Annotated in this window: 10 protein-coding genes; 6 read left to right on the plus strand and 4 right to left on the minus strand. The window is 73.8% G+C overall.

Annotation, left to right across the window (positions count from 1 at the left end; genetic code table 11):
* Positions 1-68: 68 nt before the first annotated feature.
* Entirely contained in the window at positions 69-989 is a 921-nt protein-coding gene (locus ACFYNS_RS23925; protein WP_360303043.1) for a LysR family transcriptional regulator, read from the plus strand.
* Here ACFYNS_RS23925 and ACFYNS_RS23930 read toward each other — a convergent pair.
* The 3 genes from ACFYNS_RS23930 to ACFYNS_RS23940 form a co-directional block, all read right to left on the minus strand.
* Positions 979-1,701: a gamma-glutamyl-gamma-aminobutyrate hydrolase family protein gene (locus ACFYNS_RS23930; RefSeq protein ID WP_388604991.1), complete on the minus strand. Its 723-nt coding sequence runs from the start codon at positions 1,699-1,701 to the stop codon at positions 979-981. The two genes, ACFYNS_RS23925 and ACFYNS_RS23930, sit on opposite strands and share 11 nt — an antisense overlap.
* A 174-nt stretch (positions 1,702-1,875) precedes the next feature.
* Positions 1,876-3,339 (minus strand): ethanolamine permease, encoded by a 1,464-nt coding sequence (gene eat / locus ACFYNS_RS23935; protein ID WP_360302587.1) that lies wholly within the window; start codon positions 3,337-3,339, stop codon positions 1,876-1,878.
* 153 nt (positions 3,340-3,492) lie between these two features.
* Positions 3,493-4,221 carry an FCD domain-containing protein gene (locus ACFYNS_RS23940; RefSeq protein ID WP_360302584.1) on the minus strand — a complete coding sequence of 243 codons (729 nt, stop codon included), beginning with the start codon at positions 4,219-4,221 and terminating at the stop codon, positions 3,493-3,495.
* 90 nt (positions 4,222-4,311) lie between these two features.
* Between ACFYNS_RS23940 and ACFYNS_RS23945 the strand changes: the two genes are divergently transcribed.
* From ACFYNS_RS23945 to ACFYNS_RS23965, 5 genes are all read left to right on the plus strand, one after another.
* Positions 4,312-5,679, plus strand: coding sequence for a glutamine synthetase family protein (locus tag ACFYNS_RS23945; protein ID WP_388604993.1), 1,368 nt, complete (start codon positions 4,312-4,314; stop codon positions 5,677-5,679).
* A 12-nt stretch (positions 5,680-5,691) separates the two neighbouring features.
* Positions 5,692-7,095, plus strand: a complete 1,404-nt coding sequence (locus ACFYNS_RS23950) for an aldehyde dehydrogenase family protein (RefSeq protein WP_360302578.1) — start codon at positions 5,692-5,694, stop codon at positions 7,093-7,095.
* The gene (locus ACFYNS_RS23955) at positions 7,092-7,886 is read left to right on the plus strand and encodes a 3-oxoacyl-ACP reductase (protein WP_360302575.1); all 795 of its coding nucleotides are present in this window, start codon (positions 7,092-7,094) and stop codon (positions 7,884-7,886) included. Before ACFYNS_RS23950 ends, ACFYNS_RS23955 begins: the two co-directional genes overlap by 4 nt.
* Positions 7,887-8,016: 130 nt before the next feature.
* On the plus strand, positions 8,017-9,306 hold the full coding sequence (locus ACFYNS_RS23960; protein WP_388604995.1) for a haloacid dehalogenase-like hydrolase: 1,290 nt from the start codon (positions 8,017-8,019) through the stop codon (positions 9,304-9,306).
* Positions 9,307-9,393: 87 nt separating this feature from the next.
* Complete coding sequence (locus ACFYNS_RS23965; protein WP_388605033.1) at positions 9,394-10,296, plus strand: DUF2510 domain-containing protein; 903 nt, start codon at positions 9,394-9,396, stop codon at positions 10,294-10,296.
* A 52-nt stretch (positions 10,297-10,348) separates the two neighbouring features.
* Here the strand turns inward: ACFYNS_RS23965 and ACFYNS_RS23970 are convergent, their stop codons facing one another.
* Positions 10,349-11,563: an amino acid deaminase/aldolase gene (locus ACFYNS_RS23970; protein ID WP_388604997.1), complete on the minus strand. Its 1,215-nt coding sequence runs from the start codon at positions 11,561-11,563 to the stop codon at positions 10,349-10,351.
* Positions 11,564-12,093: the final 530 nt, after the last annotated feature.

Raw genomic sequence — 12,093 nt, forward strand, 5'->3', positions numbered from 1 at the left:
GGCCACGCTCCCGCGGTGCGGGGCCGGGAAGAAGGGGCCGTGCCCCTATGGGGGCATAAGCTGGGCCTATGAGTGAGAGGGAGGGCGTGTCCGGCGGTCTGGCCCGCCGGGTCCCGGATCTGGGCGCGCTGGAGCTGCTGCTGGCTGTCGCCCGGCTGGGCAGTGTGGGCCGCGCGGCGCGCGAGACGGGGGTCAGCCAGCCCGCCGCCAGCGGCCGGCTTCGCTCCATGGAGCGGATGCTCGGCGTCACCCTGCTGGAGCGCTCGCCCAGGGGCTCGCGGCTGACGGCGGCCGGTGTGCTGGTCACCGACTGGGCGCGGCGCATCGTGGAGTCCGCCGAGTCCTTCGACGCGGGCGTCGGTGCGCTGCGCGACCGGCGCGACTCCCGGCTCACCGTCGCCGCTTCCATGACGATCGCCGAGTATCTGCTGCCCGGTTGGCTGATCGCGCTGCGTGCCCAGCGGCCGGACACCGCGGTGCGGCTGCGCGCCGGCAACAGCGCGGCCGTGGCCCGCACGGTCCTGGACGCGGAGGCGGACCTGGGCTTCGTGGAGGGGCTCGGGGTGCCGCCGGGACTGGACGGCACCGTCATCGGGCACGACCGCCTGCTCGTCGTCGCGGCTCCCGGGCATCCGTGGACCCGGCGCCGCAAGCCGGTCCCGCTGCGCGAACTGGCCGCCACCGGACTGGTGCTGCGCGAGCCCGGCTCCGGTACCCGGCAGGTCCTGGACGCGGCGCTCGCCGCACACGGCGGGCTCGGCCCGCCGCTGCTGGAGCTGGCCTCCACCACGGCCGTCAAGGCCGCCGCGGTCAGCGGCGCGGGCCCGGCGGTGCTCAGCGAGCTGGCGGTGCGGGAGGAGTTGGCCGCGCGGCGGCTGATCGAGGTCGTGGTGGAGGGACCCGGGCTGAGCCGGGCGCTGCGGGCGGTCTGGCCGCGCGGCGCCCGGCCGGCGGGGCCCGCCCGTCAGCTGCTGGCCCTCACCGGTTGAGGCCGGTGGCGGCTGCCGCCGTGGTGAGTGCCGTCATCAGCCGGAGGTCGTCACCGGCCTCCGGGTGCCACTGGACGCCGAGGACGAAATGGTCGGCCTCCGGGAGTTCGAGGGCCTCGACGGTGCCGTCGTGCAGCGCGTGCGCGGTGCCCACCAGGCCTTCGCCGAGCGTGTCCACCGCCTGGTGGTGGTAGGTCGGCACGGCCACGGCCGCCGCCTCCTCCAGCACCTTGGCGAGCAGTGTGCCGGGGACCGGTGCGATCTCGTGGGGGGCGAAGACCCCGGGGGCGCCGCGGTGGACCGCCGTGGTCGGCAGATGCTGGACGAGGGTGCCGCCCCGGGCCACGTTGAGGAGCTGCATGCCCCGGCAGATCGCCAGCAGCGGCACGCGTCGGGCCAGCGCCTCCCGGGTGAGGGCCAGTTCCCAGGCGTCGCGCTCGGGGTACCCGGGGCCGGTGTGCGGCTCGCGTGCGGCGCCGTAGCGGGCCGGGTCGACGTCCGGACCGCCCGCGGTGACCAGGCCGTCCAGCCGGGAGAGGGTGTCGGCCGCCGCGTCCGGGTCCTCGTCGGGCGGGAGCAGTACGGCGCGGGCGCCGGCGCGCTGCGCCATCCGGTGGTAGGAGGCGGGCAGCAGTGCGGCGGGCAGTTGCCAGTCGCCCCAGTGTGCGACCGGTTCCAGATAGGTCGTGATGCCGATGAGGGGTGGTGCCACGGGGTCTCTCCTGTCGGCTGCGTTCTTCGGCCGGGTTCTTCGGCCGTGTTCCGGGGCCTCCGGACAGCGGATGCCCCTACGGGGGCGGGTGGCGCCGGGGGCCGCGCCCGTCCGGTGCGCCCCGGCCGTTCGACCGGGGCGCACCGGACGGGCGCGACACGCGGCCCGCGAGGGTCAGTCGCGCAGTTCCTCCTCCGCCTCGGCCAGGGCCGCGAACTCCTCCTCAGGTGCCGCCGCCACCAGACGGTGCCGGGAGTAGAAGGCGAAGTAGCCGACCGCCACCGCGTAGACAGCCAGCGCGATCAATGCTGCCTGCTTGTCGACCAGGAAGGTGGCCACCAGGGCCGCGAGAGCCAGGACCAGGGCGACGGAGGAGGTCAGCACGCCTCCGGGGGTGCGGTAGGGGCGTTCCAGATGGGGCTCGCGCTTGCGCAGCACGATGTGCGAGAGTGACATCAGCGCGTAGGAGATGGTGGCGCCGAAGACGGCGATGTTGAGCATCGTGGCGCCGTCGCCGCTGCTTGCCGCCAGCCCGAAGCCCAGCGCTCCGGGCAGCAGCAGCCCGAGGTAGGGGGCCTTGCGGCGACTGGTGAGGGAGAGGAAGCGGGGCAGGTAGCCGGCCCGGGAGAGGGCGAAGAGCTGGCGGGAGCCCGCGAAGATGAGGGAGAAGAAGGAGGCCACCAGTCCCGCCAGGCCCGCGTAGTTCACGACGCGGGAGAGTGCCGTGGCCTCGCCGTCCGGTTGCAGGGCCTCCACCAGCGGGTTGCCGACGTCCTGGATGGCCGCCGAGCCGCGGGCCCCGGTCGCGGTCACGAAGGTCAGCAGCGCGAGCAGCAGCAGGATGCCCATCGACCAGGCCATGGCCTTGGGCAGGGTGCGGGCCGGGTCCTTGGTCTCCTCGGCGGCCAGCGGTACGCCCTCCACACCGAGGAAGAACCACATGCCGAAGGGGAAGGCCGCCCAGATGCCCAGCACGCCGAACGGCAGCCAGGAGCCGGAGCCGAAGGCGCCGTGGTCCACCGGGATGTCGTCGAGCGCACTGGTGTGGAAGTCGGTGAGGGCGCCGAGGACGAACACCAGCAGCGCGGCGACCGCGATGGCGGTGACGACGAGCGAGAAGCGCAGCGCCTCGCCGACGCCCCACAGGTGGACGCCGATGAACAGGGCGAAGCAGGCGAGGTAGACGGGCCAGCCGGACTCCAGCCCGAACAGGCCGAGGGATTCGATGTAGTCGCCGATGAAGCAGACGATGGCGGCCGGTGCGAGGACGTACTCGATCAGGATGGCGGTGCCGGTCAGGAAGCCGCCCCAGGGGCCCAGGGCGCGCCGTGCGAAGCCGTATCCGCCGCCTGCCGTGGGCAGGATGGCGGACAGTTCGGCCAGGGCGAAGACCATGCAGGTGTACATCAGCCCCATCAGGACCGCGGCGACGGCCAGGCCGCCGAAGCCGCCCTCGGCCAGGCCGGCGTTCCAGCCGGAGTAGTCACCGGAGACGACGTAGGCGACGCCGAGCCCGGTCAGCAGCAGCGGTCCGGCGCTGCCGCGCCGCAGCGTACGGCGTTCGAGGTACGCGGCGTCCGGGTCGGGTCGCGCCGCCGGGGCGCGGTCCCGGTCGGGGGACTCGGACTGTTGGGTCATGTGCCACACTCCCGCGGTGAGCCATTGGTGTGCTGGCATACCTTTGTGGCCGGAGGGGGCCGGGCGCAACCCCCGTGCGTGAAGGGGCGGTAACCGCCCCCGGCACCCCGGGGCACACCGGGCATTCCGCACCCTCTCCGCCCCCGCGGTGCCTCAGGTCAGGAAGCCCCGCAACAGCGAGGCCGTCCCCGCGCAGTGCTCGCGGGCGATGGCGCGGGCGCCCTCGCCGTCCCCCTCCAGGACTGCGGCGACCAGTGCCGCGTGCTGCTGCTGGGCGTGCTCCAGGTTCCGCACCAGCAGCGGGATGTGGTTGAGCAGTTCGTTCAGCTTGGCCCGCACGGCGGCGTACCGGGCGGTCAGCGACGGGGAGCCGGCCAGCTCCACCAGGGTCAGGTGCAGCAGCGTGTCCTGCCGCCGGTAGTCCTGGAGCGCCGCCTCGCGAGTGGCGTCCAGCGCCTCCCGCAACCGGGCCGCCTCCGCCGCGGACAGGCCGCGGGTGGCGCACACCTCCGCGGCGCCCGCCTCCAGCACCTCGCGGAAGACGAGGGTGTCCGCCAGCTCCGGCGCCCCGGCGGGCAGCCGCACCTCGCCCGGCCCGGCGCCGCTCTCCTCGGCGGCCGGCTGCGGGAGGACGAAGGTGCCGCCGTACCGGCCGCGCCGGCTGGCCACCACGCCCTGCTCCGCGAGCACCTTCAGCACCTCGCGCAGGGTGACGCGGCTGATCCCGAGCCGCTCGGCCAGTTCGCGTTCGGCGGGCAGCCGCTCGCCCTCGGCGACCAGGCCCAGGCGGACGATCTGCAGGATCTGCTCCAGCGCCTCTTCGAACCCGTTGCCCGCGTGTACGGTACGCAGCACCGTGGCGAGTCTGTCGTCCTCCGGCATCGCACCCTCTTCCTTTCCGGTGACCCTCTTCCGTTTCAAAGGTATGCACGGCTACCTTATGGCTTCCGCGGACCGACAGGAGGCCCACCCGTGGCAGACCGCACACCACCGCTCGCCGTCTCCGAGCTGAGGAGACTCGTCGAGGCGGGCGAGATCGACACCGTCGTCCTGGCCTTCACCGACATGCAAGGCCGCCTCCAGGGAAAGCGGTTCGCCGCCCCCTACTTCCTGGAGCACGTGCTCGACGGCGGCAGCGAGGGCTGCAACTACCTGCTCGCCGTCGACGTCGAGCTGAACACCGTGGACGGCTACGAGATGTCCTCCTGGGAGCGCGGCTACGGGGACTTCGCCATGCACGGCGACACCGGCACGCTGCGCCGCGTCCCCTGGAACCCCGGTACCGCGCTGCTCACCGCCGACCTCGCCTGGCACGACGGCAGCCCCGTCGTCGCCTCGCCCCGGCAGATCCTGCAGCGGCAGCTCGACCGGCTCGCCGAGCGCGGCTGGCAGGCGTACGTGGGCACCGAACTGGAGTTCATGGTCTTCCAGGACACCTACGAACAGGCCTGGGACAGCGCCTACCGGGGGCTGACCCCCGCCAACCAGTACAACGTCGACTACTCCATCCTCGGCACCGGACGCGTCGAGCCGCTGCTGCGCCGCATCCGCAACGAGATGGCGACCGCGGGCATGGTCGTCGAGTCGGCCAAGGGCGAGTGCAATCTGGGCCAGCACGAGATCGCCTTCCGCTACGCCGACGCGCTCACCACCTGCGACCAGCACGTCATCTACAAGACGGGCGCCAAGGAGATCGCCGCCCAGCAGGGCCACGCGCTCACCTTCATGGCCAAGTACGACGAGCGCGAGGGCAACTCCTGCCACATCCACCTCTCGCTGCGCGACGCGGACGGACGGTCCGTCCTCGCCGACGAGCAGGGCGAGCACGGCATGTCGCCCCTGATGCGGCACTTCCTGGCCGGACAGCTCGCGGCCCTGCGGGACTTCACGCTGCTGTACGCGCCGAACATCAACTCCTACAAGCGGTTCCAGCCCGGCTCCTTCGCGCCCACCGCCGTCGCCTGGGGCCCCGACAACCGCACCTGCGCGCTGCGCGTCATCGGCCACGGCGCGGGCCACCGGCTGGAGAACCGGGTGCCGGGCGGCGACGTCAACCCCTACCTTGCCGTCGCCGGAATGATCGCGGCGGGACTGCACGGCATCGACAACGCACTGGAGCTCCCGGCCGCCTGCACCGGCAACGCCTACACCGGCGACGCCGCGCACGTGCCCACCACCCTGCGCGAGGCCGCCGAGCTGTGGGAGGGGAGCGCACCGGCGCGGGAGGCGTTCGGCAGCGAAGTGGTCGACCACTACCTCAACATGGCCCGGGTGGAACAGCGGGCCTTCGAGACCGCCGTGACGGACTGGGAGCGCTACCGCTCCTTCGAGCGCATGTAAGGAATCGACCGAGTGCAGCACGAACAGCAAGAACCCACCCCGCACCGAGCCGAGCAGCTCGACATCGTCAATCCGGCGACGGAGGAGGTGCTGACCACCGTCCCCGTCACCACGCCCGAGGAGGTCGACCGTGCGGTCGAACGCGCGTGCGCCGCGCAGTCCGCCTGGGCCGCGTTGGCGCCCGCCGACCGGGCCCGGCTGCTGCGCCGGTTCGCGTCCGCCGTCGACGGGCGCATCGAGGAACTCGGCGTCCTGGAGATGCGCGAGGCCGGACACCCGCTGGGCAGTGCCTGCGGCGAGGCGGCCAACGTGCGCGACCTGCTGGACTACGCCGCGGGCGGCGTCGAGCGCCTGACGGGGCAGCAGATCCCGGTCGCGGGCGGCGTGAACCTCACCTTCGCGGAACCGCTGGGCGTGGTCGCCGTGATCGCCCCGTGGAACTTCCCGATGCCGATCGCCGCCTGGGGCAGCGCGCCCGCGCTGGCCGCGGGGAACGCGGTGCTCCTCAAACCCGCCGAGGACACCCCGCTGACCGCGCTGCGGCTGGCCGAGCTGGCGCTGGAGGCCGGGCTGCCCGAAGGGCTCTTCCAGGTGCTGCCGGGGGAGGGGGCCGTCACCGGCACGGCGCTGGTCGACCACCCGCGGGTGGCCAAGGTCGTCTTCACCGGCTCCACCGCCGTCGGCAAGAGCGTCATGGCCCGCTGCGCGCAGTCCGTGAAGCGCGTCACCCTCGAACTCGGCGGCAAGAGCCCCAACATCGTCTTCGCCGACGCCGACCTGGAGCGCGCCGCGGCCGCCGCACCCGGCTCCTTCCTCGACAACACCGGCCAGGACTGCTGCGCGCGCAGCCGCATCCTGGTCCAGCGCACCGTGCACGACCGGTTCCTGGAGCTCCTGGAGCCCGCCGTGCACGCCTTCCGGGCCGGTGATCCCGCCGACCGGGCCACCGCCATGGGCCCGCTCATCTCGGCCCGCCAGCGGGAGCGGGTACGCGGCTACGTCCCCGAGGAGACGCCCGCGCTCATCCGCGGCAGTGTCCCCGAAGGTCCCGGCTACTGGTACCCGGCGACGGTGCTGGCGCACGCCGAGGGGCAGCGCGCCGCGGTGGAGGAGGTCTTCGGACCCGTCGCCGTCGTCATCCCCTTCGACGACGAGGACGAGGCGGTACGGCTGGCCAACGACACCGACTACGGGCTCTCCGGCTCGGTCTGGACCCGGGACAGCGGCCGCGCGCTGCGCGTCTCGCGCGGAGTCGCGGCCGGCAACCTCTCCGTCAACTCGCACAGCAGCGTGCGCTACTCCACCCCCTTCGGCGGCTACAAGCAGTCCGGACTCGGCCGGGAACTCGGCCCCGACGCGCTCGCCGCCTTCACCGAGACCAAGAACGTCTTCATCAGCACCGAGGAGAGCCAGTGAGCGCCACCGAGAACGAGACCGCCGTGTGCCGCCGCCTGGTCGGGCGTACGGCCGTGGTCACCGGCGCGGGCAGCGGCATCGGCCTCGCCACCGCCCGTCGCCTCGCCTCCGAGGGGGCGAACGTCGTCTGCGCCGACGTGGACGCCGAGCGCGGCGAGGCCGCGGCCCGGGAGGTCGGCGGCCGGTACGTCGCAGCGGACGTCACCGACCCCGACCAGGTCGAGGCGCTGTTCCGGACCGCGCACGAGACCTACGGCTCGGTCGACATCGCCTTCAACAACGCGGGCATCTCGCCGCCCGACGACGACTCGATCCTGGAGACCGGGCTGGAGGCATGGCAGCGCGTCCAGCACGTCAACCTCACCTCGGTGTACCTGTGCTGCAAGGCCGTGCTGCCGTACATGCGCGCCCAGGGGCGGGGCTCCATCATCAACACCGCCTCCTTCGTGGCGGTGATGGGCGCCGCCACCTCGCAGATCAGCTACACCGCCTCCAAGGGCGGGGTGCTGGCGATGTCCCGAGAGCTGGGTGTCCAGTTCGCCCGCGAGGGCATCCGGGTGAACGCGCTGTGCCCCGGCCCGGTGAACACCCCGCTGCTCAAGGAGCTGTTCGCCAAGGACCCGGAGCGGGCGCAGCGGCGGCTGGTGCACGTGCCGGCGGGCCGGTTCGCCGAGGCGGAGGAGATCGCCTCGGCAGTCGCCTTCCTCGCCAGCGACGACTCCTCGTTCGTGAACGCGGCGGAGTTCCTGGTCGACGGCGGTATCGCGGGCGCCTACGTCACCCCGCAGTAGCGGCCGGCTGCGGCACCGCCCGTCGCCCCGGCGAGGGAGACGCGGCGCGGCGGGCGGGCCGGAGCAGCACGCGCCCGTCATGGATGTAGCGTGCACAGAGTCACTGTCGACAGCCCAGGAGGGGCGCCACATGCGCAGCAGATCCGTCCTGACCGGTCTCACCGCGGCCGCGGCCCTCGCCGCGACCCTCTCGCCCGTCCCGGCGCAGGCAGCAGCCGGGCACGGCGGCGGCCGCCACTGCCCCCAGCTCTCCACCGAACTCCCCTGGCACGGCGCCAACCGGGCCAAGCTGCAGCGCACCATCGACGAGCGCGGCACCTGCTCCGGGCACCTGCGCGGCGGCACCCGCCGTCCGGTCGCCGCGTTCGACTGGGACAACACCCTCGTCAAGAACGACTCGACGGACGCCACCATCGCCTGGGCCCTGCGGCACGACAAGATCCTGCGCCCCGAGCGCTGGTCCGACACCAGCAAGTGGCTGACCCACGCCGCCGACCGGGCGCTCACCGAGGCGTGCGGCACCGACGTGCCGGTGGGGCACCCGCTGCCCACCTCGACCGACGACGCGTGCGCCGACGAGATCCTGCAGGTGCGCGGCGAGGCCGAGACGATGGCCGGTGAGGAGGCGTTCGCCGGGAAGTGGAACCACCGGCGCACCGTCCCCCAGTACGCCTGGGTGCCGCAGCTCTTCGCGGGCCACACCGTGCCGGAACTGCGCTCCTACGCCAGGGCGGCGCGCGACGAGGCGCTGGCGGCCCCCGTCGGCAGCACGCAGCGGGTGGGCACGCACACCGTGCCTGCCTACAGCCGCTACTACGAGCAGCAGCAGGACCTGATCCGCACGCTGAAGAAGGCCGGTTTCGAGGTCTACATCGTCTCGGCGGGCTCCGAGCCGGTGGCCGAGGAGTGGGCGCGCGGTGTCGGTATCGACCGCCGGCACACCTTCGCCATCCGCAGTGTGGTCGAGCACGGCCGGATCACCACCTGGACCGAGGGCTGCGGAGGGATGCCCCGCAGCAAGGGGGAGATGATCCCGTACATCGAGGGCAAGCGGTGCGTGATCAACCAGGAGATCTTCGGTATCCACGGGCCCCGGGCCTGGCAGAAGCAGGACCGGCGGCACCGGATCGCGATCGGCGGCGGTGACGCGGACACCGACGTCACCTTCGTCGGCGACGCGACGGGCACCCACCTGGTGCTCAACCGCAACAAGCCGGAGATCATGTGCCGCGGCTACGACGACGCCGACGGGCGCTGGGCGGTGAACCCGATGTTCATCGAACCGCTGCCCCGCAAGCGGGAGCCCTACCCGTGCTCCACCGAGGGCTTCACGCGTCCCGACGGCTCGCTCGGTCCGGTGCGCAGGAACGACGGTTCGATCATCCCGGACCAGCTCGACACCGCCCACGGCGCCGCGTAGGCGCACCGGGGTGCGGGTCCGCGGACCCGCACCCTCGGGGGCGCCCGGCGGCCTCGTACGCCTGTGCCCTAGGGTGCGGGCGTGAGCATGACGACCCCACCCGGCTGGTACCCCGATCCCGGGCAGACGCCCCCACTTCCGCCCCAGCAGCGCTGGTGGGACGGCACCACCTGGACCCGGCACACCCGGCCCGCCACGGGCGCCGCCGCCGGGCCGGGGGGCGGGAAGGCCGGGCGCGGTCCGCTCATCGCGGGCATCGTCGGCGCGGTCGTGCTGGTCGCCGCCCTCGCCGTGGGCGGGGTGCTGGTGGCGGGCGGTTCGGACGACGAGGAGCCCAAGGCGGCCTCCAGTTCCTCCCCTTCCCCGGAGGCCACCGGCCCCGACGGCAAGGACGACCCGCCCGGCGACCACGGCGACCAGGACTCCCCGGCGCCGGAGAGCTCACCCGGCGACGTCGTCCCCGAACCCGGGCTCGGCGTCGGGCTGACCGTCCCCGAGGGATGGGAGCGGCCCGACCCCGAATCCGGCTTCGTCGCGCACCGCACCGCGTACCGGTGCCCCGGGCAGGAGACGAACTGTGTGCGCGGCGGCGCGAAGCTGCTGCCCGTCTCCAGCGGCTGGGAGGGCGAGAAGGCGCTGAAGGAGGCCGCCGAGCTCCAGGTGGCCAAGAACGCGAAGCAGTCGTACTCCAAGAAGGCGTACGGCGGCATCACCGACCACGAGGTCGTCGAGTCCGGCACGGTCACGGTCGCCGGCCGGCCGGGGTACCGCGTCCGCTGGCGGGTGGAGAACAAGCTGGAGCCGGACGCCTACGTCGAGGCCGTGGTCTTCCGCTCACCGCACCTCAAGGACGAGATCCTCGCCCTGTGGAGCAGCGTCGACATCGCGCCCAAGGCGCCTCCCGCCTCCGATCTGGACAAGCTGCGCAAGGGCGTGGTCCGCACCGGGCTGGGCGAGGGTGCCGACGACGGCAACCGCGAGGCCGTCTGACGGCGCGACCCGGGCAGCCGTCCGGGGCCGGGTCCCTCACCGCCCCACTTCCTCACAGGAACGTCATGCCCTCGCCCCGGTAGGTGGGCACCGCGTCCGTCACCCGGTCGCCCTCCACCAGGTGCAGCGTCGCGAACCGCTCGCACAGCTCACCGGCCTTGGCGTGCCGGAACCACACCTTGTCCCCGATCAGCAGGTCGTCGGCGGGCGGCCCCAGCAGCGGGGTCTGCACCTCGCCCGGCCCCTCCTGCGGGTCGTAGCGCAGTCCCGCGGGCAGGTACACCTCGGGCAGCCGGTCGCGCCCGGCGACCCCGGAGGCGGGGTAGCCGCCACCGAGCACGGTGACCACGCCCACCCCCGGCCTGCGCACCACAGGCATGGCGAACAGCGCGGCGGGACGGCCGGTGAAGGAGGTGAAGTTGTCGAACAGCCGCGGCACGTACAGTCCCGAGCCGGCCGCGATCTCCGTGACCGCCTCCTCGGCAGCGGTGTGCTGCACGCTGCCCGTACCGCCGCCGTTGACGAACTCCAGATCCGGCGCCACCGCGCGGACCGCCCGCACCGCCGCCGAGCGGCGCGCCGCCAGCTCGCGGCGGGCCGTCCGCTGCATCAGCCGCACCGCGCGCGAGCGCAGCGCGGCACCGGGCACCGCGTCGCCGACGCCCGCCACGTGCCCCTCGTACGCCATCAGGCCGACCAGCCGGAAGCCGGGGCGCCGCTGCACGGCGCGTGCGAGGTCGACCAGCTCGGCGGGGGAGTGCAGCGGGGAGCGGCGGGCGCCGACCCGGATCCGGCCGCCCAGCAGCCGCAGCGAGGTGTCCAGTTCGAGGCAGACCCGGATCGGCTCGCCACCGCCCTCCCGTGCCGCGTCGATCAGGGCGAGCTGTGCGGGGTCGTCCACCATCACGGTCACCGCGGCGGCCAGCTTCGGGTCCGAGGCCAGCTCCGCGTAACCGCCGCGGTCGGCCGACGGGTAGGCCAGCAGTACGTCCTCGACGCCCGACCTGGCCAGCCACAGCGACTCGGCGAGGGTGTAGCTCATCACCCCGTGGAACCCGTCCCTTGCCAGCACCCGTTCCAACAGGGCGCGGCAGCGGACCGACTTGCTGGCCACCCGCAGCGGCTTGCCGCCGGCCCGCCGTACGAGATCGTCCGCGTTGGCGTCGAACGCCGCCAGGTCGACGAGCGCGAGGGGCGCGTCGAGATGGGCGGTCGCGCGGTCGTACCGGGCACGGTCGGCGGCGGGAGCGGCAGTCGTATCGAACACTCTCGCAGCTTGCCAGAGGTGCCCGCGCCCGCACAGCCCCGGAGCGCCGCAACACCCCGGCCGCCCCCTCGCGTCGGGCGTGTCAGCACAGCTCGGCCGGGTTGCCGTCCCTCCCGGTGCGCACCGTAGAGTGACGCCGCACGCTGCGACGGTACGCACGCGGCGAACAGTTCACCGCGGCCACGACGAACACGCTCGCTCGAACCGGCGTTCGTGCGGGGCGGTATCGCACGGAGGGGGCACATGAGCACCGACGCCGACCGCGCTGCCGTCCCCGATCCTCCCGCCGCTCCGCCCCGGCCCGCGGCTCCGCCGCAACCGGGCGTCCCGCCGCAACCGAGTGCTCCGCCGCCTCCGGGCGCTCCGCCGCCTCCCGCCGCTCCGTCGGCTGCTGCCGCTTCGTTCGCTGCCACCGCGGGGGCCGGTAAGGCCGCAGGGCCGGAGAGCGCCCCCGCCCGGCCGGATCCCGGTCCGGGCCGCGATCCGGGTACCGGGACGGGGCCGCAGCGCACCGCCTTCGTGCCGACCCA

Origin of the sequence: Streptomyces sp. NPDC006925, assembly GCF_042869575.1 — a bacterium.
GTDB lineage: Bacteria > Actinomycetota > Actinomycetes > Streptomycetales > Streptomycetaceae > Streptomyces.

Bases quoted from the DNA above. Each gene is read 5' to 3' on its own strand.
- ACFYNS_RS23925 (WP_360303043.1), top strand. From the start codon at position 69: ATGAGTGAGAGGGAGGGCGTGTCCGGCGGTCTGGCCCGCCGGGTCCCG.
- eat (WP_360302587.1), bottom strand. From the start codon at position 3,339: ATGACCCAACAGTCCGAGTCCCCCGACCGGGACCGCGCCCCGGCGGCG.
- ACFYNS_RS23940 (WP_360302584.1), bottom strand. From the start codon at position 4,221: ATGCCGGAGGACGACAGACTCGCCACGGTGCTGCGTACCGTACACGCG.
- ACFYNS_RS23960 (WP_388604995.1), top strand. From the start codon at position 8,017: ATGCGCAGCAGATCCGTCCTGACCGGTCTCACCGCGGCCGCGGCCCTC.
- ACFYNS_RS23965 (WP_388605033.1), top strand. From the start codon at position 9,394: ATGACGACCCCACCCGGCTGGTACCCCGATCCCGGGCAGACGCCCCCA.